This is a genomic window from Mycobacterium sp. B14F4 (genome assembly GCF_039871645.1).
Lineage (GTDB): Bacteria > Actinomycetota > Actinomycetes > Mycobacteriales > Mycobacteriaceae > Mycobacterium.
The window spans coordinates 272998-294657 of the sequence record NZ_JBDPMF010000004.1 but is presented as its reverse complement, the minus strand read 5'-3'; the positions used below and the strand labels follow the sequence as shown (position 1 = coordinate 294657).

General features: G+C 68.4%; 27 protein-coding genes. 10 read left to right on the top strand and 17 right to left on the bottom strand.

Annotated features, from left to right (window positions below):
* Nucleotides 1–27 precede the first annotated feature (27 nt).
* Nucleotides 28–651 (top strand): TetR/AcrR family transcriptional regulator, encoded by a 624-nt coding sequence (locus ABGB19_RS13820; protein WP_347686521.1) that lies wholly within the window; start codon nucleotides 28–30, stop codon nucleotides 649–651.
* Nucleotides 651–1208: a hypothetical protein gene (locus ABGB19_RS13815; protein ID WP_347686520.1), complete on the top strand. Its 558-nt coding sequence runs from the start codon at nucleotides 651–653 to the stop codon at nucleotides 1206–1208. The genes ABGB19_RS13820 and ABGB19_RS13815 overlap by 1 nt, the downstream gene beginning before the upstream one ends.
* Here ABGB19_RS13815 and ABGB19_RS13810 read toward each other — a convergent pair.
* Nucleotides 1205–1603: a DUF393 domain-containing protein gene (locus ABGB19_RS13810; RefSeq protein WP_347686519.1), complete on the bottom strand. Its 399-nt coding sequence runs from the start codon at nucleotides 1601–1603 to the stop codon at nucleotides 1205–1207. The two genes, ABGB19_RS13815 and ABGB19_RS13810, sit on opposite strands and share 4 nt — an antisense overlap.
* A gap of 87 nt (nucleotides 1604–1690) precedes the next feature.
* Nucleotides 1691–2722: an agmatinase gene (gene speB / locus ABGB19_RS13805; RefSeq protein ID WP_347686518.1), complete on the bottom strand. Its 1032-nt coding sequence runs from the start codon at nucleotides 2720–2722 to the stop codon at nucleotides 1691–1693.
* A 94-nt stretch (nucleotides 2723–2816) separates the two neighbouring features.
* On the opposite strand from speB, the gene ABGB19_RS13800 reads away from it, so the two are divergent.
* On the top strand, nucleotides 2817–3767 hold the full coding sequence (locus tag ABGB19_RS13800; RefSeq protein WP_347686517.1) for a threonine/serine dehydratase: 951 nt from the start codon (nucleotides 2817–2819) through the stop codon (nucleotides 3765–3767).
* A 3-nt stretch (nucleotides 3768–3770) separates the two neighbouring features.
* Here the strand turns inward: ABGB19_RS13800 and ABGB19_RS13795 are convergent, their stop codons facing one another.
* Nucleotides 3771–4007: a hypothetical protein gene (locus tag ABGB19_RS13795; protein WP_347686516.1), complete on the bottom strand. Its 237-nt coding sequence runs from the start codon at nucleotides 4005–4007 to the stop codon at nucleotides 3771–3773.
* 293 nt (nucleotides 4008–4300) lie between these two features.
* Between ABGB19_RS13795 and ABGB19_RS13790 the strand changes: the two genes are divergently transcribed.
* The 3 genes from ABGB19_RS13790 to ABGB19_RS13780 all read left to right on the top strand — a co-directional run bounded on the left by ABGB19_RS13790 (nucleotide 4301) and on the right by ABGB19_RS13780 (nucleotide 7099).
* Nucleotides 4301–5623, top strand: coding sequence for a hypothetical protein (locus ABGB19_RS13790; protein WP_347686515.1), 1323 nt, complete (start codon nucleotides 4301–4303; stop codon nucleotides 5621–5623).
* Nucleotides 5620–6234, top strand: coding sequence for a Pr6Pr family membrane protein (locus ABGB19_RS13785; protein ID WP_347686514.1), 615 nt, complete (start codon nucleotides 5620–5622; stop codon nucleotides 6232–6234). Before ABGB19_RS13790 ends, ABGB19_RS13785 begins: the two co-directional genes overlap by 4 nt.
* A gap of 142 nt (nucleotides 6235–6376) precedes the next feature.
* Entirely contained in the window at nucleotides 6377–7099 is a 723-nt protein-coding gene (locus tag ABGB19_RS13780; RefSeq protein ID WP_347686735.1) for a L,D-transpeptidase, read from the top strand.
* A 13-nt stretch (nucleotides 7100–7112) separates the two neighbouring features.
* Here the strand turns inward: ABGB19_RS13780 and ABGB19_RS13775 are convergent, their stop codons facing one another.
* Genes ABGB19_RS13775 through ABGB19_RS13755 form a run of 5 tightly spaced genes read right to left on the bottom strand, consistent with a single transcriptional unit; the run spans nucleotide 7113 to nucleotide 10175 of the window.
* Entirely contained in the window at nucleotides 7113–7781 is a 669-nt protein-coding gene (locus ABGB19_RS13775; protein WP_347686513.1) for a sterol desaturase family protein, read from the bottom strand.
* Nucleotides 7778–8500: a FadR/GntR family transcriptional regulator gene (locus tag ABGB19_RS13770; protein WP_347686512.1), complete on the bottom strand. Its 723-nt coding sequence runs from the start codon at nucleotides 8498–8500 to the stop codon at nucleotides 7778–7780. The genes ABGB19_RS13775 and ABGB19_RS13770 overlap by 4 nt, the downstream gene beginning before the upstream one ends.
* 53 nt (nucleotides 8501–8553) lie before the next feature.
* Complete coding sequence (locus ABGB19_RS13765; RefSeq protein WP_347686511.1) at nucleotides 8554–8928, bottom strand: nuclear transport factor 2 family protein; 375 nt, start codon at nucleotides 8926–8928, stop codon at nucleotides 8554–8556.
* Between the two features lie 8 nt (nucleotides 8929–8936).
* Nucleotides 8937–9356, bottom strand: a complete 420-nt coding sequence (locus ABGB19_RS13760; RefSeq protein WP_347686510.1) for a lipoprotein LpqH — start codon at nucleotides 9354–9356, stop codon at nucleotides 8937–8939.
* Nucleotides 9357–9398: 42 nt separating this feature from the next.
* The gene (locus ABGB19_RS13755) at nucleotides 9399–10175 is read right to left on the bottom strand and encodes a helix-turn-helix transcriptional regulator (protein WP_347686509.1); all 777 of its coding nucleotides are present in this window, start codon (nucleotides 10173–10175) and stop codon (nucleotides 9399–9401) included.
* A 112-nt stretch (nucleotides 10176–10287) separates the two neighbouring features.
* On the opposite strand from ABGB19_RS13755, the gene ABGB19_RS13750 reads away from it, so the two are divergent.
* Nucleotides 10288–10578 (top strand): hypothetical protein, encoded by a 291-nt coding sequence (locus ABGB19_RS13750; protein WP_347686508.1) that lies wholly within the window; start codon nucleotides 10288–10290, stop codon nucleotides 10576–10578.
* Here the strand turns inward: ABGB19_RS13750 and ABGB19_RS13745 are convergent, their stop codons facing one another.
* A complete protein-coding gene (locus tag ABGB19_RS13745) occupies nucleotides 10579–11823 on the bottom strand; it encodes a cytochrome P450 (protein ID WP_347686507.1) in 1245 nt (414 codons plus the stop codon).
* Between the two features lie 233 nt (nucleotides 11824–12056).
* On the opposite strand from ABGB19_RS13745, the gene ABGB19_RS13740 reads away from it, so the two are divergent.
* Entirely contained in the window at nucleotides 12057–12638 is a 582-nt protein-coding gene (locus tag ABGB19_RS13740) for a hypothetical protein (protein WP_347686506.1), read from the top strand.
* A gap of 4 nt (nucleotides 12639–12642) precedes the next feature.
* Here the strand turns inward: ABGB19_RS13740 and ABGB19_RS13735 are convergent, their stop codons facing one another.
* Nucleotides 12643–13131, bottom strand: coding sequence for a hypothetical protein (locus tag ABGB19_RS13735; protein WP_347686505.1), 489 nt, complete (start codon nucleotides 13129–13131; stop codon nucleotides 12643–12645).
* Nucleotides 13131–13745, bottom strand: a complete 615-nt coding sequence (locus ABGB19_RS13730; protein WP_347686504.1) for a DUF2867 domain-containing protein — start codon at nucleotides 13743–13745, stop codon at nucleotides 13131–13133. Before ABGB19_RS13730 ends, ABGB19_RS13735 begins: the two co-directional genes overlap by 1 nt.
* Nucleotides 13746–13808: 63 nt before the next feature.
* Here ABGB19_RS13730 and ABGB19_RS13725 point away from each other — a divergent pair, with 63 nt between their 5' ends.
* Nucleotides 13809–14357 (top strand): TetR/AcrR family transcriptional regulator, encoded by a 549-nt coding sequence (locus ABGB19_RS13725; RefSeq protein WP_347686503.1) that lies wholly within the window; start codon nucleotides 13809–13811, stop codon nucleotides 14355–14357.
* Between the two features lie 20 nt (nucleotides 14358–14377).
* On the opposite strand, the gene ABGB19_RS13720 is transcribed toward ABGB19_RS13725, so the two are convergent.
* From ABGB19_RS13720 to ABGB19_RS13705, 4 genes are all read right to left on the bottom strand, one after another.
* A complete protein-coding gene (locus ABGB19_RS13720) occupies nucleotides 14378–16666 on the bottom strand; it encodes a molybdopterin-dependent oxidoreductase (protein ID WP_347686502.1) in 2289 nt (762 codons plus the stop codon).
* Nucleotides 16663–17244, bottom strand: a complete 582-nt coding sequence (locus tag ABGB19_RS13715) for a TetR/AcrR family transcriptional regulator (RefSeq protein ID WP_347686501.1) — start codon at nucleotides 17242–17244, stop codon at nucleotides 16663–16665. The genes ABGB19_RS13720 and ABGB19_RS13715 overlap by 4 nt, the downstream gene beginning before the upstream one ends.
* Before the next feature lie 114 nt (nucleotides 17245–17358).
* Nucleotides 17359–17751, bottom strand: a complete 393-nt coding sequence (locus ABGB19_RS13710; protein WP_347686734.1) for a hypothetical protein — start codon at nucleotides 17749–17751, stop codon at nucleotides 17359–17361.
* A 50-nt stretch (nucleotides 17752–17801) separates the two neighbouring features.
* Complete coding sequence (locus ABGB19_RS13705; RefSeq protein WP_347686500.1) at nucleotides 17802–18935, bottom strand: nitronate monooxygenase family protein; 1134 nt, start codon at nucleotides 18933–18935, stop codon at nucleotides 17802–17804.
* A gap of 292 nt (nucleotides 18936–19227) precedes the next feature.
* On the opposite strand from ABGB19_RS13705, the gene ABGB19_RS13700 reads away from it, so the two are divergent.
* Nucleotides 19228–19653, top strand: coding sequence for a hypothetical protein (locus ABGB19_RS13700; protein WP_347686499.1), 426 nt, complete (start codon nucleotides 19228–19230; stop codon nucleotides 19651–19653).
* A gap of 90 nt (nucleotides 19654–19743) precedes the next feature.
* Here ABGB19_RS13700 and ABGB19_RS13695 read toward each other — a convergent pair whose 3' ends face one another.
* Nucleotides 19744–20511 (bottom strand): HAD-IB family hydrolase, encoded by a 768-nt coding sequence (locus tag ABGB19_RS13695; RefSeq protein ID WP_347686498.1) that lies wholly within the window; start codon nucleotides 20509–20511, stop codon nucleotides 19744–19746.
* A 13-nt stretch (nucleotides 20512–20524) separates the two neighbouring features.
* A complete protein-coding gene (locus tag ABGB19_RS13690; protein WP_347686497.1) occupies nucleotides 20525–21601 on the bottom strand; it encodes a diacylglycerol kinase in 1077 nt (358 codons plus the stop codon).
* Between the last annotated feature and the right edge of the window lie 59 nt (nucleotides 21602–21660).

Here is a 21660-nt window from a genome sequence, read left to right as displayed (position 1 = left end):
TCAGTACGAAAGTTACGTGCAGCCTGTATGAAAGTCAACAAGGCCGGCTCACCGGGTCGACGCACCCAGGCCGAGCGCACCGCCACAACGCGCGCCCAGCTGATCGGCGCTGCGCGAAAGCTGTTCGCCGACAAGGGTTTCGCCGACGTCTCGACGCACGCCATCGTCGCCGAGGCCGGCGTCACCCGCGGGGCGCTCTATCACCAATTCGAGGACAAGGCCCAGCTCTTCGCGGCGGTGTACGAGGATGTCGAGCGCGATCTGGTGGCCGACATCGCCCGCCAGATCGGCGAGCATCACCCGGCCGACCCGCTGGAGGCGATGCGGGTGGGCGCGCGACTCTTCCTCGACGGCTGCTCGGCGCCCGATGTCGCGCAGATCGTCCTGATCGACGCCCCCGCGGTGCTCGGGTGGGTGCGCTGGCGCGAGGTCGGCATGAAGTACGGCCTCGGGGTGATCGAGGGGATGCTGATCGAGGCCATCGCCGAGGGTGCCATCCCCGAGCAACCCGTGCGCTCCACGGCCCACGTGCTGCTCGGTGCGCTCGACGAGGCGGCGCTGTACATCTCGCGCGCCGACGACCGCGACCGGGCACGCCGGGACATGGACGCCGTGTGCGACCGGTTGCTGCTCGGCATCGCGAGCCGTTGATGACACCCGCGCCGACCGCGGGCGGCGACTGGCTTCGGTCACCGCCGGCGCGCGCTCTGCTGTGGGCATCTCTGCTGATGAGCCTGATCCTCGGCGTGAGCCTGGTGACGGTCACCGGTTCGGACCCGCTCGCGCCGGGGCAGTCCGACCGTCCGCTCGACGACGACGAAGCCGTGGCGCAGGTGGTGTCGGCTGCCAGGGGGATCATCTCGGCGGCAGGACTGCAGCAGACGACGGGCGGATACTCGTTCCAGTCCTGCGCAACCACCGACGCTCCGCCGTTTCAGGCCGTGCTGTACGCGACTTTCCTTGTGCCCGAAGGCGATCCGGCACGGTACCTGCACGCTGCGACAGAAGCGATGACCGCGCGCGGGTGGACCCGGTCGCCCGTCGTCGGCGAGCGCTTCGGCGAGAACATGACCAAGGACGGCGTTGCGGCGCTGATCAACCGCGACGCCACCGCCCCGGGCTTCGCCGCCATGCGGCTGTACGGCGAGTGCCGCAACTGGGGACCCCATCGCGAGGACGACCCGGCATGGACCGAGGTCGACCTCTAGCTGTGCCGCCCAGGCAGGTTGCACGCGACCGGATGCGATTCGCAGTACGGCGTGGTGCCGGGGAAGCGGTAGCGGTGCTCGGCGACATACCGGTAGACGGCGTTCTCCAGCGACCGGATGCCGGGCAGCCGATAGATCACCAGCGGCAGCCGGCTACCCAGTGCGGTCGACACCGCCGCGTTCACCGCCTCCGCTCCGGCGCACACCGTTCCCGCATCATCCAGCCAGCGCACCGAGTCGAGCAGTCGGGACTCCGCAACGCCCAGCCGATCCGCGAGACCATCCGTCTGCAGAGGTTCGGTCCGCAGATCGCCGGTCCGGTTGAACCGCAGCAGGAGATTCCGCGCCCGCGTGCACATCCCGCAGTTGCCATCGAAGTACAGGGTTCCGGGCATGGGTCCATTGTCCTCCCGGCGCCGCCGCGAAATCTGCACCATGGTCGTAGATCACAGGAAATCACGACCACCACGCAGATCTCGGCGCTAGCGCGCGGGCGGACCCGGCGTCGCCCCGGCGGCGTCGCGGCGGCGCGCGGCCATTCCGCCGAGCGCCTCGAAGACCACGCGGTGCGCGGCATTGACCGTGAGCTCGGCGTGGTCGTAGGCGGGCGCCACCTCGACCACGTCGACACCGGCGACGTCGTGCTCGTAGCAGAGCCGGCGCACCATCCGCAGCAGGTCGGCCGTGGTGATGCCGCCGGGTTCCGGCGTTCCGGTGCCGGGGGCGTGCGCGGGGTCGAGGACATCGATGTCGACCGACACGTACAGCTTGTCGGCCTTGGCCAGCGCCTCGCCGACGGCGTCGCCCATGACGTCGGAGAAGCCCCGCTCCCAGATCTCCTGCATGGTGTGCCAGGTCATGCGCTGCTCGAGCATCCACTCGAACGTGTCCTGCGGCGGCCAGTACCCACGCAGGCCGACCTGCACGAAGTGGCTGCCCGGCACCGCGCCCGACTCGATGAGCCTGCGCATCGGCGTGCCGTGGCTGGCAAGGTTGCCCTCGATCTCGTCGGCGGTGTCGGCGTGCGCGTCGAAGTGCACGATGCCGACGTTGCCGTACCCGTGCACGTCGGCGACGGCCGTCGCCGCCGGCCAGGTGATCGAGTGGTCGCCGCCGAGCACCACCGGCACGATGCCGCGCGACGCCACGGCGTGCACCCGCTCGCGGATGTTGGCGTGCGAGGCCTCGGTCTGCCCGTGCGGGCAGTAAGCGTCGCCGAAGTCGACGACCTCCAGCCAGTCGAAGATCTCCAACCCGAGATCCATGTGATACGTGCCCGGCTCGTAGGCGGTGGCGCGGATGGCCCGCGGACCGAACCGGGCACCCGGGCGGTTGGTGGTGGAGATGTCGAACGGGGCGCCGACGATGGCCACGTCGGGTCGCCACGACTCGAGCTGGTCGACCTCGGTGAGGAACGGGCGGTGTCCGAACGTCACCATGCCCGAGTGAGCCAGCGCGAGTTGCTCGGCCATACCGGGCAGGAGTTCCCTGCGGCGGTCGTGATCGTGGGCCATGGGCCGACGGTACCGCCGCCACGATCTCCGCGCGGCAACGATTTTCGGGTGCATCGCGACGGCCCGGACGCGGTCGGTGCGCCAGACTGGTGACGTGGACCTGGTATCGCTCGCCGACATCGAGCAGGCCGCCGCGCGGATCCGCGCGTACGTCCTGCGCACACCGCTGCTTCCGGCGGGGTGGGCCGACGACGCCGACCGGCCGCTGTGGGTCAAGCCGGAGAGCCTGCAGTCGATCGGGGCGTTCAAGGTGCGCGGTGCGTTCAACGCCATCGGCAACCTCGACGAGTCGGTGCGGACCAGGGGAGTGGTGGCCTACTCCAGCGGCAATCACGCTCAGGCGGTGGCGTACGCCGCAGCGGTGTACGCGATTCCCGCCCACATCGTCATGCCGGAGGAGACACCGCGGGTGAAGGTGGACGCCACGCGGACCCACGGTGCCACCGTGGTGTTGTGCGGCGCAGGCCAGCGTGAGCGGGTCGCCGCCGAGGTGGTCGAGGAAACCGGCGGCGTGCTGATCCCGCCGTTCGACCACCCCGACATCATCGCGGGACAGGGCACCATCGGCCTGGAGATCGCCGAGGACCTGCCAGGTGTCGACACCGTGCTGGTCCCCGTCAGCGGTGGTGGGCTGGCATCGGGCATCGGCACGGCGATCAAGGCGCTGTGTCCCAGCGCCCGGGTGATCGGCGTCGAACCCGAACTCGCCGCCGACACCGCGCAGGGTCTGCGGATCGGCCGCCGGGTGGACTGGTCCATCGAGGACCGCAACCGCACCATCGCCGATGGTCTGCGCTCACAGCCGTCAGAACTCACCTTCGCGCACCTGCACGCAGTGCTCGATGACGTCGTCACCGTGAGCGAGGACGAGATCCGTTCGGCGGTAAGAGAACTCGCGTACCGCGCCCACTTGGTCAGCGAGCCGAGCGGTGCGGTAGCGCTGGCGGCCTATCGGCAGGGTTCCACCCCTGCGGGCCGAACGGTCATGGTGCTCTCCGGCGGCAACATCGAACCCGCGATGCTGCGCGAGATCCTGGCCGCGTGAGCGTCAGCCGGTCGACGCCGGTCGAACCAGGGGAACCGCCACCACACATCTCTGGTGGATGGCGTGCATCCACGCGTCCTGTTCGGCGGCGGCCTTCAGCCGGCGGCGGCTGCCGTGCCACCCGCAGCTGCAGGCCGCGGCGCAGTGGGCGAAGCCGAAGGTTCTGACCAGAACCGTGCCGGTGGCGACGGCGGCCGACGGCAGCGCTTCGCGGGCATCGATGGTTACCGCAACCGACATCGTCAGCCTCCTCCGTCGACCAAACTTCGTCGTCCCGTCAGACGCTCGTGCAAGCGCTCCGGTTCTGATGATCGCCCGCGCCGACACCGAAAAGCGTCGCGACCGGGTCACGACTTGGCCTCGCTCCTCCGGGATCGCGGGGCAAAGAGGCGCTGTCCGGACTTACAGGAGCTTCATGCGTCACAGCACATTTCGGCTCGGCGACCGTGCCGGCCGCAGCCGACGCCCGGGGAGCCGGCGACTCGAGGGGCTGTTAACGTCACCCCGGTAGCTCGACGTCCGAAGGGGTGTGAGTGGACGCCGTACTTGGCTTGTCGGTGACACCATCCGCGGTCGGCCTTGTCCTGGTGGAGGGACAGGATGCCGACGGCGCCACCGTCGACCGCAACGCCATCGAGCTCCCCGGCAGGCGGGCGACTCCCCAGCAGACCTCCGACGAGGCCGCCGCGGCGGTGCTGCGGACCGAGGCCATCGCCGCCACCCATGGCCACCGCTTGCACTCCATCGGCGTCACGTGGAGCGACGACGCCGATCTGGAAGCCTCGCTGCTGCTGAAGTCCCTCAACGAATGCGGTTTCGACAATGTCGTGCCCGTTCGACTACCCGAAGCGTCGGAAGCGCTGGCGTGGGGCGTGGCCGAGGTCATCGGCCATGACGTCACCGCGGTCTGCGTCGTCGAGTCCGATACCGTCATCGCCCTCGTCGTGCACGCCCGTGAGGGGGCCGTGCAGACCGCGGTCAACCATGCGATCGACAGCGAAGACGCGCTCGTGCGGTGGCTGAGCGCCCTCTTCGCCAAGGCCGACTGGCGACCCGAGGCGTTGGTGCTGGTCGGCTCGGGCTGCGGGCTCGACGATCTGATGCCCCGGCTGGAGGACGTGCTGGGCGTTGCGGTGTTCGCGCCGGCGGAGGCCGAACTGGCGCTGGCCCGCGGAGCGGCGCTGGCCTCGGCGCACACCGGGGAACTGGGCTTCGCCGACGTCGACGAGCGTCTCGTCGACCCGTCGTCCGGGCCACCCCGACGGCAGTTGGCCCTGACGGGTCCGCTGGCCATGCTGGCCGCCGGCATGGTCACCTTCGTGGCATCGGTGTCCGTCGCGATCAGCATGCAGCTGGCACCGGAGCGGGGCACCGCACCTGCCGAACCGAGCCCCGCCGCGAAATCGTCCCCGGAGATCGCGGCGGCCATCGAGCCCGCCCCGATCGCCACCCCCGCGCCGGCGGCGCTGCCCGCTCCGCCACCGGCCGAGCCTGCGCCCCCGCCTGCCGAGCTGCCCGTCGAACCACCTGCCGTCGACGTGGACATGCCGGCGCTCCCGGAAGCCGCGCCGATGCCCGTCGCGCCACCCGACCCCGCGCTCGTGCCGGTGCCGGCCGCCCCGGCGCTGCCACCGGAATCGATGGCGCCCGGGCTGGTGCCCGCGGAACCGACCCCGGTGCCCGAGCGGCGCGGCTTCCTGCAGCGCATCCGGGACCGGCTGGACTTCCGCGACGACGACGCCGGCGTACAGCAGGCTCCCGCGCCGCTCGACCCGGCGCTCGCACCGCCGCCTCCGCCGCCTCCACCACCACTGGAGCCGCCGCCGCCCGTACCGCCGCTGCCGCCGCCTGCGTGACACCGGTCGCGGCTCCGGCGGTCCTGCGGCTGGTGCTGCGTGTCGCCATCGTGGTCGCGGTCGTGTCCGCGCTCGTCGCGGTGGAGCTCACGTCGCGGTCGGGCGTGGTGTGGCGGCTGATCACCTTCACCTACCAGGCCAACGTGCTGGCGGCGGCGTACTACCTGTGGACCCTGGCCTCGCCCCGCGCCGACGCTCGCGTCGGGCTCCGAGGGGCGGTGGTGCTGTACCTGCTGATGGCCGGGGTCGTGTGGAACCTGTTCCTGACCGAGCGCAGCATGGGCTACACACCGGCCAACATCCTGCTGCACGTCGTCGTGGCCGTGCTGGCGTTGTCGGACTGGCTGCTGGTCGGGCGCGGGCTGGGCCGGGTGCGGTGGTGGCAGCCGCTCGCCTGGTTGGCGTATCCCGCCGCGTACGTGGTGCTGGCGCTGATCGTGCTCAACGGGGCCGGCAGACGCGCGCCCTACTACTTCCTGGACCCCGACGGCCGAGGCGCCTCCGCAGTGGTCGCGAATATCGGTGTGCTGGGGGCGGGCGTCCTCGCGGTGGGCTATGCGTTGCTGGCCGTCAATCGGCTGGCCACACCGGCGCGATTCGACGTCACATGAAACGTATTGAGCAGCGCGTTCGATATGGCGTCTGCATGGGTATTCCACCGATTGACCGACATCCGAGGACGGATGCGACTTGCGGTTACCGGAATAACCGCTGCCGACGAACTAGGATGGAAGTGTGCTGAAGCTTCGAAACATGCTCGCAGTGGCGGGCATTGCCGCGATCACCTTGGCGGGCACCGCCGCAACCAGTGCGGCGGGTGTGACGACCCCGACCGATGTGGCCAGTATCCAACCGGCGGGCGAGACCGTCGGTGTGGCACATCCGATCACGGTGACCTTCCAGCAGGCCATCGACGACCGGGCCGCGGTCGAGCGGACGTTCACCGTCTCCGCGCCCGAGATCCCGTCGGGCACCTTCACCTGGCTCAACGACCGCGTGCTGGAGTGGAGCCCGGAAGAGTTTTGGCCGGCCCACTCCACGATCTCGCTGAGCGTCGGAAACACCAAGGCGTCCTTCCAGACCGGCGCCTCGGTGGTGAGCGTCGCGGACATCGGCACATACAGCTTCACGGTCAGCATCGACGGGGAGGTCGCGCGCGAGATGCCGGCGTCGATGGGCAAGGCTCGTTTTCCCACTCCGCAGGGGACCTTCAGCGTGCTGCGCAAGGAACGCTACGTGGTGATGGATTCGCGGACCATCGGCATCCCGCTCGACGACCCCGAGGGGTACAAACTCGACGTGTACAACGCCGTGCGGATCACCAACGGCGGCGTCTACGTCCATTCGGCACCGTGGTCGACCGGGTCTCAGGGCTACGCCAACGTCAGCCACGGCTGCATCAACCTCAGTCCCGACAACGCCGCGTGGTACTTCGACACGGTGAGCGTCGGGGATCCGGTCATCGTTCAGGCCTAGGCCGGCGGCCGACTCACGCCGCCTGTGCGTGCAGGTTCTTGGCCGTCGGCGAGTTCTCGACCGTTGCCGGGTCCGGGTACGTGCCCAGCACCCGATCGGCGGTGCCGGAACTGGTGACCGTGAACCAGTAGTGCTCGTTCTTGAAGTGATGCTGCCGGTGGTTGCGCCAGATCGCCCTGTACACCGGGGTTTTCGGTTTGTAGTCGCTGTGGATGAGATAGTGCGTCCACTCGTAGAACAGTCCCAACGTGGCGATGCACACCAGATACGTCAGCCCCATCCCGAGGCGCGGGAACGCCAGCAGGCCGACGGCCACCGTGAGCGGCAACACCCACGACACCAGCGACTTCCACGGGATGAAGATCAGCGGAACGTCGCGCGGGTCCTGATGGTGGGCGCGGTGGTCCCGGGCGAGCAACGGGTCGATCGTCAACCGTCCCAATCGCTTCGGCCGCCAGTGCAGGACGAACACGTGAATGATCCACTCGAAGAACGGGAACACGGCCAGCATCGCCAGCGGCACGAGGGCGTCGGTGGGCTGCCAGTCCCCGACGACGAAACGGGCCACCAGCGCGGCGACCAGTGTGGCACCGATCATCCAGGGGGAGGGATGTTTCCAGAACTCACGCAGGGCGTCCTTAAGCGTGAAGCCCTTGCGTGCGGGACGCGCGGCGGTGGTCATCGATTGTCCTCCAGTGTGTCGAGTGCGGCCAGAAGCGCCGTGGTAGCCGGTTCGAGAAGGGTGTGCGCGGCCTGCCGGGCCCGCTCGGGGTCGTGTGCGAGGACCGCGTCGGCGAGCTCGCGATAAGCCTGCGGGCGGCCGACCTCGTCGGCCATCACCGCGGCCAGCGCGGGCAGCCCGGGTTCGTAGGTGGCGCGCAGGGTGTTGTACATCAATCGGAAGGCGATCGAGTCGGCGCCGTCGACGATGTGGTCCCAGAACGTGAGCGCATGGCGCTGCTGCTCGACGGGATCGTGTTCCTGCTCCAGCGCACGCAATGTGTCGTCGAGCAGCGCCGCCAATTCGGCACCGTGCCGCTCCGCGGCCAGCTCGGCGACCTTGGGCCCGTTGTGAAGCCGGGTCTCCACGATGCTGCGGACGACGGACGGGTCGAGTTCGCCGCCGCGGATCAACAGGCGCGGCAGCAGATCCAGCCCGGCATGACGGCGGAAGTCGCGCACCGTCGTCGCGTCACCCTGGCGCACTTCCACCAGACCCGCGGCGGTGAGCCGCTTGAGCGCCTCGCGGACGGCGGGCCGCGACACCCCGAGCACCTCGGCGAGCCGACGTTCGCTGGGCAGCGGTTCGCCCGGCTTCATCTCACCGCTGAGGACCTCGCCGACGATCTGCTCGAAGACGTCCTCGGGCACGGAGCGGCGATTCACGGGCTGCAGGGCCATGCGCCCAGTGTGCCGTGGATACCGGCCAGAGGTCAAGTGGTCTGACCAGTCGCCTACATCGCCGTGAGCCGCGCCTTCATCTTCTCGGCGAGCACCAGCGTCGCCGACAGCGGGCGCACCATGACCATTAGTTCCTTGACGGCACCGTCCTCGTCCAGCCGGAGGAAGTCGCAGCCCTCGATCTCCTTGTCGCCGACCCTGGCCTGGAAGATCAGCGCGTGCTCGCGCGCTTCGGCCGCCCCGATCTCACGCACGTAGCGAAAGTCCTCGAGCACCTCCATCACGGCCGCCAGGATGGGGCGCAACGCGTCGCGCCCGCGGTAGGGCGAGAACACGACGGGACTGTGGAAGACCACGTCGTCGCGGAGCAGCGCGACGACCGCATCGAGGTCGCCGGCCTCGACCGCCTGGCGGAATGCGAGCACCATCACCCGTCTCAGCAGTTGGCTTCGATGCGGAAGGTCGCGGTGACCTCGTTGCTCGGATTGTCGGTGAACGACCCGTCCGCCGAACCGGTGATCGTGTACCTGCCGCCGGTGCTGTTCACCTCGGCCTCACCCAGGTTGCCCTGCCAGAACGTTCCGGTGAAGCCGCCGAGATCACGGAAGTCGACCGATTGCACGACGACCTTGTCGCCCGTGCCGATGTCCGCGGTGAAGCCCTTGGCCCGGTCCGGGGTCTCGATGCGCCACGACCAGCCGGATTGCGTACACCGGACCGGATGAGGCCCGCCGGTGCTCTTGCCGTTGATGGTCACCTTCGCGGTGGTCCCGCCGAGCGCCGCGGGCGGCGTCGAGCAACCGGCGACGCCGGTGAGCAGGACGGCGGCGGTCACTGCAACGAGTCGGTTGTCCATGCCGCCAGACTCTATTGGTGTTCGCGGTGACTCAGGTGCGTTTCACCGCAAGGCCGCGGCCGTGTCCTCGTCGGCCGGCAGAAACGCCTCGATCGACAGTTCGGCGGCGGTGAGGTCGAGCGCGGTGCCGAACGTCGTCACGGTGGACAGAAACGTCAACAGACGCCCGTCGGGCCGATAGAGCTCGAGCGGGACCGCGATCCGGCCGAGATCACCTGTCGCGTCCGAACCACCTGCGTAAGAAGCGATTTCGGCCAGCAGTGCAGACAGCTCGATCGAACCGCTCACGGCGACCTCACGCCGCAGCCGGTCGAGCAGGTGATGACGCCACTGCGCGAGGTTGCGGATCCGCGGCGCCAGTCCGTCCGGATGCAGCGCGATGCGCAGCGCGTTGGGCCGCTCGAGGAGGGCGGGTGCCACGCCGTCCAGCAGCACCCCGGCGCCCTCGTTGGCGCGCATGATGTGCCAGTTGCGGTCGACGGCGATACACGGAAACGGGTTGTAGGCGCCCAAGACCCGCTCGACTCCCGCGCGAACGGCGGCCATGTCGGGGTCGTCGAGCGAGCGCTCTCCGTACGCCGGCGCCAGCCCCGCGGCCAGCAGCAGCTGGTTGCGTTCGCGTAGCGGGACGTCGAGCACGTCGGCCAGCCGTAGGACCATCGCCCGACTCGGCGTCGAGCGACCGGTCTCGAGGAAGCTGACGTGCCGTGGCGACACCGCGGCCTCGATCGCGACGTCGAGTTGGCTCAGCCGGCGGCGCTCGCGCCACTGCCGCATCAGCGCGCCGAAGGGTGGGGTCTGGACACCGGCGGTGGTCACGGCGCCAGTTTCGCCGATCGACCGCACCACATGCCACTACGTCCGAGGTAATTGCGCCGCTTACCCGACCGGGGGACCGTTGGTGGTGTCCAGCGAACGACAGGAGGCGACCATGGGAACCGCACGCCGGCCCGACATCCCGATTCCGCGGTGGCTGCGCTTCGTGTTGCTCTCCGACCGGGCCGGTTCGGCGTGGTACATCGGCGCCGGCTTCTTCTTCGCACCGGTGCTGGCGGTGCTGTCGCCGTGGCCGACGGTCACCGCGGCACTGTGGACGGTCATCGGCCTGTTCGGGCTGTGGCTCGGACTGCTCGGCATCGCGATGGCGACCGGGCTGGCGATGGTGCTGAGGTCGAACGCCGAGATCCCCGAGGAGTACTGGCGCTCGATCATCGACTACTGACTACGCCTTGCCCGCTCCGGTGTAGTCGACCTGCCAGTGCTTGATGCCGTTGAGCCAGCCCGACCGCAAGCGCTCTGGCTTGCTCAGCGGCCGCAGATTCGGCATCTCGTCGGCAACCGCGTTGAAGATCAGATCGATGGTCATCCTCGCGAGGTTCGCGCCGATGCAGTAGTGCGCCCCGGTACCGCCGAAACCCACGTGCGGGTTGGGATCTCGCAGGATGTTGAAGGTGTAGGGGTCGTCGAAGACCTCCTCGTCGAAGTTCGCCGACCGGTAGAACATGACCACCCGGTCGCCCTTCTTGATCGTCACGCCGGAGAGTTCGGTGTCCTCGAGCGCGGTGCGCTGGAACGAGGTCACCGGCGTGGCCCAGCGCACGATCTCGTCGGCGGCCGTCGCGGGACGTCGCTCCTTGAACAACTCCCACTGATCCGGGTAGTCGGTGAACGCCATCATGCCCTGGGTGATGGAGTTGCGCGTGGTCTCGTTGCCCGCCACCGCGAGCAGGATGACGAAGAACCCGAACTCGTCGTCGGTGAGCTTGTGTCCCTCGACGTCGGCCTGCACCAGCTTGGTGACCAGGTCGTCGCCCGGGTTCTTGGTCCGGTCCGCGGCCATCTGCATGCCGTAGGTGATCAGCTCGACCGATGCGGCCGTCGGGTCGTTGCGGGAGTACTCCGGATCCTGGTCGCCGACCATCTGATTGGACCAGTGGAACAGCTTCATCCGGTCTTCCTGCGGAACACCCATCAGCCCGGCGATCGCCTGCAGGGGCAACTCGGCCGACACCTGCTCGACGAAGTCGCCGGATCCCTCGGACGCCGCGGTCTTGGCGATGTTCGCCGCGCGCTCGCGTAGCTCGTCGCGTAGGGACTCGATCGCCCGCGGGGTGAAGGCCCGCGAGATGATCTTGCGCAGATGGGTGTGGTGCGGGGCGTCCTGGTTGAGCAGGACCACCTTGCCTCCCTCCAACGACGCGGGGTCGGCGTCGTCTCGGTACCGCGGCAGCGCCGTCTTCTTGTTGCTGGAGAACACGTCGCTGCGCCGCGAGATCTCCTTGACGTCCTTGTGCTTGGTCACCACCCAGAAGCCGTTGTCGCCGAAGGCGAGATTGCCCTTCGTCTGCGCGTTCCACCAGATGGGCGCGACCCTGCGCATTTCGGCGAGCTCCTCGACGGGCAGGCGCTCGGCGTAGATGTCGGGATCGGTGAAATCGAATCCGGGCGGGAGATTGGGAGTCGGCATCGACAGGTTCCTCACATGACGTGGTCTAGTGCCCTACCGCATTGCTACACCACAGTTGGGGACGGGTGAAGAGGGTTCGAAGAAGTCCGAGGTCACGAGAAGTGGAACGTGTTCCGCGGGCGCAGGGATATTGACCTCTTGGTCTCACGGGGCACAGGTGTAACAATTTTGACGTTCGGACTGAAGCACCCAGTAGCGCCGTGAGACGGCGGTACCGGCAAGAGGGGGCATCGGTGAGGGTTGGCATGGACGTGAACAAGTTCTCGCTGCTCGGTGTGGGCCTCGCCGCGGCCTTGTGGACAACGCCCTCGGCCCTGGCCGACCCGGTCGCACCCCTCCCGCCGCCGCCTGCCCCGGTGGTGACCGCGGCAGGTGACGTCGTCGCGCCGCCCGCACCGGACCCGTTGGCGTTCCTGCGCCCGCCGGCCCCCGCTGCGCCCGCGCCGGACGCCGAGCCGGCCGCCGAACCGGCTGCGGCCCCCGCGCCTCCCGCCGAAGTCCCGCACCTCGTCAGCCCGGAGAACCTGCCGCCCGGATCCACGATGGACCCGGCCGCCAAGAGCACCGAGAACCCGAGACTCAGCTACCTCAAGGACCTGTGGCAGGGAGTGCAGAACCAGGAGATCAGCGCCAAGGAAGCGTTGATATGGGGTCTGGCGCAGCGTGGCATGAACACGCCGTATCCAGAACAGGCCGCCGGGCCGAACGTTCCGGTCTCGGGCACCGACCTCGCGGCGGCCCCGCCGCCACCCGCCGACGCACCGCCCCCGCCTGCTGACGCGCCACCTCCTGCGCCAGCACCCGTGCTGCCGTAGCTGCCTAGCCCATAACCCGGCGGGCCGCCAACTGCAGAAGTGAGCGCACGGTGCGCACGTGCGCGGGCTCGATCGACGCCCATAGGGCGCGGGCAATCGAATTGTTCTGGCGTACAAGGGTGCTGAACAGTAATCCGGTACCCTGTCGGCGGAGAATCAGTTCGCCGGGCATGCCGATGCGCGAGTCAGCGCCGAGCAGAACGAAATCGGCGTCGCGGGCCCGGATCTCCCATCCGAGCACAGTTCGGCCGGGGGCTGGGAGCTTCAGTGTGAGCCCGATCGCCGTCCACGCCGAGAGCAGTCGCAACCGGGTGCCCAAAGGGGCGTCCTCGAGGATGACCCGTATCCAGTTTTCGGCGTCTCGAGTGCGCGACAGGCCGACCTCGACGACGAACGCATCTTGGTAGTCGATGCGGCCGAGCAGGCTCGACGTACGACTGATGGCAGGCGGGGCGATCCGGCGTACGCAGGCGTCGGCGGTATCGGTGTGCATCACAGACTCCCGGGCTGACTTGGGGCACTGGGTCGTTCGGCCCAGGCGTGGCCGATGTCCCGCAACATCAATGGGTAGACGATCAAGTGACGGAACGGTGCGATAGCGGCCAGGTACGCGTTCCCGAGCACACCGTTGGGACGGACCAGAACCGCCATCTGGCCTCGATGCCCGCCGGCGTCGTCGGCGACCCAGCCGACGTGCAGGACCCCGTGCACCGTCCGATTGGCGATCTCCATCGCAAACTCGTCGGCGGTGACGTACAGCGGGACGAACCCAGAGTTGGCTCTCACGAGTTCGGTTGGGCGCTGGCGCAAGTCGGCACTCAGCCGGTCCCGCAGCGTGGTCACGCGCCCGCCGAGACCAGTCTCCAGCCTGTCGAGGCCGAACATCTTGCCGAGCGACCACCTCATCGCGAACAGGGCACGCACCAGCAACGAACGACGGCCGGGATCGAAGGTCGACCACAGCTCGAGCAACCGCGGGAATTCGTCGGGCCCCCCGGGTGTCGGAAGCGCCCATACGTCGAGGAGCCGAAAGTCCTTGGTGACTTCGTGAATTCGCCACGGCAGGGAGGTGTGTTCGGTCGCGTCGAGCGGCTGAGCCTCAAGCATACAGTACTGTATCCTTGAACAACTTGCGGCGTCAAGACCCGCAACCGGACAAAGGGAGTGGTGGTGGTCGCACAGACCCGCACGTCGCGCGACACGTGGATCGACACCGGCCTGCAGGCCCTCGCGACGGGTGGTCCCGACGCAGTTCGGGTCGATCTGCTCGCAAAGACGCTGGCTGTCACCAGAGGCGGCTTCTACCATCATTTCGCGGGCAGGCAGGCGTTCCTCGACGCGCTTCTCGACGCGTGGGAGCACCGAAGCACCGACGACGTCCTCGACCGCGTGGAGACCGAGGGCGGGGACGCCAGAGCTAAGGTCCGCAAGGCGGGCATCCTGACCTTCTCGAAGGAAGTGCTGCCCATAGATCTCGCCGTACGCGACTGGGCCCGTCGCGACCGCGCTGTCGCCAAGCGCTTACGCCGCGTCGACAACCGCCGCATGGACTACCTCCGCGCGCTCATCGGCACGTTCGTCGACGACCCCGACGACGTCGAAGCCTGCGCCATGCTGGCCTTCTCGCTGGCCATCGGCAGCCATTTCATCGCCGCCGATCACGACGGGCTCAGCAGGCCGCAGGTTCTGGAGCGGGCGACGATGCGGCTGTTGGCCTAGCGAGCCCGTCGAATCTGAACCTATGCGGGAGATTCGGCGAGATCGTCGAGCACAAGCTCAGTTTCGATCGGCTCGATCCTGGCGGGCACGTGCTTGTGCCACGGCGTGCCCGCGTAGGCGTCGCGCCAGTCGCTGGATGTCAGCGCGTTGGGCGCCACTCCCGGAACGTGGGTCCGGCCGTCGTCGTCGACGAAGTCGAGGCCGAACCCGTTGGGCAGTGACGCATGCCCGGGCAACATCGCCTCGTTGACCTCGACGCTGGCCTCGGTGCTGCCCGCGGCCGTGGTGATGCGGACCCGGCCGCCGTCGACGAGGCCGAGCGTCTCGGCGTCCTCGAGGCTGACCCGCAGCGCCCCGTCGGCGTCGCGCTTGCGCCACGTCGGGTCGCGCAGGATGTCGTTGGCCGTGTAGGCGCGCCGTTCGCCTGCCGAGAGCACGATCGGAAACTCGGCGGTGGTCAGTGGCGTCGGCCCGTGCGCCAGGGCGCGGATCTCCTCGATCATCTCCGGCATCTCCAGCGCGATCCGGTGGTCGGCGTGCGTGATGAGCGCGAAGTCGTCCTCGTAGTTGTGCACGGTGAAGGTGATCCCGGACGGGTTGTCGAGGATCGCGTCGAAGAGGACGTTGCCGTCCGGATAGCCCGCCCGCCGCACGGCGTCCGGATAGGTCATCGCCGCCTTCTGCGCCAACCCCCACAGTGCCGCCGCACCCGAAAGTCCCTGCGGCAGGGTTGGTCCCAGCGTCTCATAGAGCACGAACGGGAGCACCTTGCCCAGCATCGGGCTGGACCCGACGGCCTGCAGGAAGGCCTGGGTGTAGGCGTCGCGACCCGCGCGCGCGGCGACGCGCAGCGGTTCGAGTTCCGCGTCGTCGACCATGTCCAGCGCGCGCGTCAACCGCGCCCAGATCTCGGGTTCGGGCAGCGTGCCCTCCACGGGATCGAGCAGCGGGTGGCGCAGATGGAAGGTGTTATGCGGGAACTCGAGGTTGAAGAAGGTCGACTCACACTTCTCGTACTGCGAGGCGGCGGGCAGGACGTAGTGCGCAAGCCTGGCCGTCTCGGTCATCGCGACGTCGATGACCACCATCAATTCCAGCGACGCGAACGCTTCCCGGCATGCCTGCGAATCCGCCAGGGAATGCGCAGGATTGCTGCTCTCGACGATCATCGCGCGGAACCGGTCCGGATGGTCGGTCAGGATCTCCTGCGGCACCGCGTTGCTCGGGATCAGCCCGCCGACGATGGGGGCGCCGGTCACCGGTGTCCGGCCAATTTCGCGGGTGTGCCGGAACAGCGGCCCGAACGACGAATGCAGATGCTGGCCACCGCGTTTGGCGAAGTTGCCGGTGAGGATCCACAGCAGCTTGTTCAGATACGAGCTCAGCGTGCTGTTGGGCGCCTGCTGGATGCCGAGGTCCTCGAAAACCGACACGCTGCCGGCCGTGCCGACCCGCCGCGCCGCGGAGCGGAGGAGCTCCTCGTCGACCCCGCACCGCAAGGCGTAGTCGGCGACCGGCACGTCGCGCAGCGCCTCCCGCACCGATTCGACGCCGTGGACGTGTTCGGCCAAAAAGGCCTCGTCGCACAGGTTCTCCTGCACCAGCACACCCGCGAGCGCGGCCAGGCACCACGCGTCGGTTCCCGGGCGCACCCGCAGGTGGTAGTCGGCCATCTTCGCGGTGTCGGTGATCACCGGGTCGATGACGATCATCGCGCGCCCGGGGTCCTTGGCGATGTCGTTGAGCACGGTGCGCGCCCGCGGAAAGCTCTGCGACATCCACGGGTTCTTGCCGACGAACACCGACACCTCGGCGTGCTCGAACTCACCGCGCGTATGCCCGCCGTAGAGGTGGGCGTCGACCCACGCCTCACCGGTCTTCTCCTGGGCGAGCGCATTGGACCGGTAGTGCGAGCCGAGCGCCCTGAGGAACGCGCCGCTGTAGGCGCCGCCGAGGTGATTGCCCTGACCGCCGCCGCCGTAGTAGAAGATCTTGTCCCCGCCGTAGATGTCGGCGATGCGACGGAAGCCCGCGGCGATCTCGGCGATCGCGGTGTCCCAGTCGATCTCCTCGTAGCTGCCGTCGGGCATGCGCCGCATCGGCGACGTCAGGCGACTGCGGTTGTTCTGATAGTGGTCGAGGCGAAGCGCCTTGTTGCACGTGTAACCCTGTGAGGCGGGGTGATTCTTGTCGCCGCGGATCTTGGCGAGCTTGCGGCCGTCGAGTTGAACCACGATGCCGCAGTTGCACTCGCACAGAATGCACGCCGTCGGATGCCACTGGCCGACCGCGACATCGGTACTGGTCATCTGGAGTTTCCTTCCGACATCGCGGCTTCGACGAGCGACCGCAGCTGGCGATGGACGAGGTCGAGTGGCGCCGATGTCCGCGAGGCGCGCGCGACGACGATCGCGCCCTCGATCGAGGCGGTGATGAACATGGCGAGTTCGTCGGCGCGGTCGGCGGCCACGCCGTCGAGTCGCAGCCGCTCGGCGATCGCAGCGTTCCAGCGCGAGAAGGCCGCCGCGGCACGGTCGATGAGCGGGTCGGCGTCCTTGCCGGGCTCACCGGCCTCCACGGTCACCGCGACGACCGGGCAGCCGGCGCGGTAGTCGGTCGCTTCGAGTTGGCGGCGGTAGGAGGAGAACAGCTCGTCAAGCAGCTCGATGCCGTTGTGCGCGTCCTCGATTCGGTTCGCGATGAACTCGCCTGCGTAATCGATTGCCTCACAGAGCAGCTGGGTGCGGCCGCCGGGGAAGTAGTGGTAGGCCGATCCGCGGGGCGCGCCGCTGTGTTCGAGGACATCGGCGATCGCGGTCGGATGGGCCCCGCGTTCGCGGATGAGCAGGGCCGCGGAAACCACCATCCGCTCCCGATGACCGGCCATGCACGCGACCCCTTCCTCGGCGCTATGTATGTCACCTTACATAATGAGTGGGGCGATCACCAGCCCGCGTCGAACGTGAAGTTGTGTGCGATCTTCGTTCGACGGCCGCAACGATCAAGCGGTCACCCAGACGGCGACGAACAACGACATGGACCCCAGGCAGAGCAGATGGTCGCGGCAGATCCCGCGGGCCAGTCGCGACTGGCCCGCGGGGTTGTCGATCCGGCCGCCGAGACGCTTGGCGCTCGGCACGGTGTGGACCGTCGCCAGCAGGATCGGCACTCCCGCCAGAACCGAGGAGACGGCGACGGACCAGCCGGGGTCCGAAAACCATCGAAATCCCACCGCCGCGAGCAGGATCGCCATCACCGCGGCGATGAGGTAATTCATCGGCCGCGCGGTGGTGGTGGCGCGGCGGTAGTACCCCGCGATCGACGCGAGCACCGGTTCGGGTAGCTCGTCGGCCCCGCGGTGGGACAGCACCTGACTGTCGAAGATCAGGTCCATCCACAGCACGGCGACCAGAAAGCCGGCGCAGGCCGCCCCGATCAGATCGATCAGACGGAAGCCGCCTCGTTGATCTCGTCGAGCCGGCCGGTGGCCTCCAGGTACTCCTGCACCCAGCGCTCGATCACCGCCGAGGTCTTCTCGACCTTGGTGAACTGGCCCACGACCTGACCGATCGGGTTGAACGCGACGTCGACGGATTCGTTCGGGTACTTGTGCGTCGCGGCGACGGCCATGCCGGACACCATGTACTGCAACGGCATTCCCAGCGGCTGCGGATTGTCCGGGTTCTCCCACGCCTCGGTCCAGTCGTTGCGCAGCATCCGCGCCGGCTTGCCGGTGAACGACCGGCTGCGGACGGTGTCGCGGCTGGACGCCTTGGCGTATGCGGCGTGCTGCACCGGGGTGTGCTCGGACTCCTCGACCATCACCCACTGCGAGCCGGTCCACGCGCCCTGCGCGCCGAGCGCGAGCGCCGCGGCGATCTGCTGGCCGCTGCCGATGCCGCCCGCGGCAAGCACGGGAACCGGGGCGACCTCCTTGACGACCTGCGGCCACAGCACGATGGAGCCGATCTCACCGCAGTGCCCGCCGGCCTCGCCGCCCTGGGCGATGATGATGTCGACGCCCGCGTCGGCGTGCTTGCGCGCCTGAGAGGGCGAGCCGCACAGCGCCGCGACCTTGCGGCCCTCGGCGTGGATGTGCTTGATCATGTCGGCGGGCGGGGTGCCGAGCGCGTTGGCGATCAGGGTGCACTTCGGGTGCTTGAGCGCCACCTCCACCTGCGGCGTCGCCGTCGCCTCGGTCCAGCCCAGCAGCTGAAGCGCGTCGTCGTCGCTGTGATCGACCGGCACGCCGTGGTCGGCCAGGATCTTCTTGGCGAAGTCGATGTGCTCCTGCGGCACCAGCGCGTTGAGCTGTTTCTTCAGGACCTCGGGCGACAGGTCTCCTGCGTCCATGCCCTCGTACTTGTTCGGGATCACGATGTCCACGCCGTACGGGTGGTCACCGATGTTCTCGTCTATCCACTTCAGCTCGATCTCGAGTTGTTCGGGGGTGTAGCCGACGGCTCCGAGCACGCCGAACCCGCCGGCCTTGCTGACCGCGACGACCACGTCGCGGCAATGGGTGAACGCGAAGATCGGATACTCGATGTTGAGGTCGTCGCAGATTGGGGTGCGCATGCCTGCTCCTTAGGGGGCCGCTCACGAATTGAAACGTGTTCTAGTTTAGTACGCGGCCGTGGTGTCGAGGCAAGTAGGGGGTACGACGACTATTCGGCGGTGCGCGCGCACGCGTCGAGAGAGGTTCGCCGTTGTGCAATCCCTAGCCAGACGGGAAGGAAACTCTTCCGTTCTCGGCCTCGAGGCTGGCTTCCCGGCGATTACGGAGCACACCACGCAGGCCGGAGACTTTCCTGGACCACGAAGCGATTCGCTCGAACCGCGCAGATGGAGCAGATGGAAAGGAAAGACCATGGGACAACTCACGATGCATATGACTCTTGCCGGGGGCGAGCGTTCGCGTCGTCTCGCACGCACCATCCTTGTTGCGGTCGCGGTCACCGTGGGCGGCCTTGCAACACCGGCGATCGCAATCGGCGCACCCAACGACAGCTGGGACATCGACGCTTTCGACTGGTGTTTGGAGGCGACGGATCCTGAAAACCCGCTTGATTGGAGCATCAACGACATAAAGACTCAGAACCGCTTCTGCTGCGAGAAGAGCGGCGGCGTTTTCCAAGACGACGGGTATACGGGCAGGTGTGTCGCTCCTCCTGCCAAGGAGCAGAGTGCGCGGCCGGGGCTGCCGCCGCTGCCGACGAGGAAACCGCTACCGGTTCAGGTGATCGGTCCGCTGCCCGGTGACGTCCCGATGGAGGTTGCTCCTCGCTCCGGATAGGCGGCCGCCCGGACTTGGCCGAAATCTACGCAACGACGCCTCGTAACCGTCTGCGGTCGTAGTGGTCGGGCGCCGTGTCTGGCGAAGGACTCAGTCGTAGCCCATGAGCCTGCGCAGCGACACCCTCTTGCGGTTGCCCGACCCCTCGACCCGCAGCACCGGCCAGCCGTGTTCGGCGGCCATCGCCGCCAGCGCGGGCCGCGGGTTCACCGGCCGCGGGTTGCCGACCAGAACCATCAGCGCCGCATCCTCGTCGCCGTCGGCGTAGAAGTAACTGCGTTGCAGTTCAACGTCATTGGCTTCGCAGAAGCGCTGCACCGCCGTCGACTTGTTGCGCCCCCAGATGACCGGTTTGGCGATCCGGCCGGTGAGCCGTCCCGCGTCGTCGAGTTCGAAGTGGTTGCACAGCACGTCGGTGATTCCCGTGTACCTGGCCACCGGATCGGCGTGGATGGTGAGCGCCGAGCTGCTGAGCACCACGGTATGGCCGCGCTGTTGGTGGGCCTGCACGATCTCGTGCATGACGGGGAAGACTCGCGCTGCAACCCGCTCGGTGAAGATGCGTTCGCCCAACTCGTCGAGTTCGGCCAGCGACTCGCCGCGCAGATAGCCGGCCGCGCGGGTCAGCAGTCGCTCGAACTGCATGCGCCCGAGCCGGTATCGCACCGACGCCTCAACGACTCCCAGCACCTCGCCGATGCGCGCCTGCCTGCGCCGGATGCGGTCTGCGGCGTGGTGGGTGGCGGTGAACCCGTCGACCAGCGTGCCGTCGAGGTCGAAGAAAGCGCCGATCTGCGGCCCTGCCGGGCTCGCGGCGATCTCCGCGATCGGATCGGGTGCTGCGGGCTGCGCATCCATGACGCGCTCCAGCCTACTGAGCCGAGTAGACACCCTTTCCGGTGACGAGAGGCATGTCCAGCGTGGTGCGGATGCCCGAGGGCGCGGCGATGACGTCGGGGATCGCGTTGACGATGCGGCCTGCCGCGGCGAGGATCGCGGCGTAGTTGTGGTCGCCGTTGCGGCTCGTCGGGCAGATGTCCATGGTGTAGGAGGGCTCGCCGACGATCTCGACGCGGTAAGAACCGCCGGGCTGGGCGGGCTGGGCCCAGTCGGGCCGCAGGTCGCCGCGCAGCCGGGTGACGTGCTCGACCACGATGGCGGGCCGACCGTCGACCATGCCTTCGATCTGGAAGCGCACCGCGGCAACGGTGCCCTTCTTGATGGTGCCGACCGCCACCTCGAAATCCTCGGGCGCCGGCTCCTGTTCGACGGAGTCGCGGATCTCGTCGACCTCGATGCCGAGTCCGGCGGCGAGCTGGCGGACTGCGGTGCCCCAGGCGATGCTCAGCACCCCGGGCTGGTAGAGCATCGGCAGGTCGCCCAGCTGGTTGCCGAAGCCCATCACGTCGAACATCACCGTCGCACCGTCGTAGGTGGCGTAGTCGGCAATCTCCATGGTGCGGATCTGCTGAATGCTCTGACAGGTCCCGGCCAGCGCCAGCGGCAGCAGATCCGTCACGAACCCGGGGTCGACGCCGGTCATGAAGACCGTCGAATCACCCTCGCGCGCAGCGTCTTCCACGCGCTGGATATATTTGTCGGGGATCACGCCCCATGGGTACTGCAGCACGCCGAGCGCCGAACCGACGACATCGATGCCGGCCGCGAGGATCTTGCGGACGTCGGCCATCGCCTCGGGCAGCCGGACGTCGCCCATGGCGCAGTACACCACGCAGTCCGGCTGAGCAGCGGTGATCGCGTCGAGGTCGTTGACCGCGGCGATTCCCGTCGCAACGTCGAGCCCGGCCAGTTCGCCGGCATCCTTGCCCACCTTCGCGTCCGAGTGGACCCAGACCCCGGTGAGGTCGAAGCGCGCGTCGATGATGAGTTGCCGAAGCGCGAGACTGCCGCAGTTGCCGGTTCCCACGAGCGCGACGCGAATAGTCATGGCGAGCAGTATGCGTGGTGCGCACCGAAATTGGAACAGGTTCTAGTTCACGACGGCTG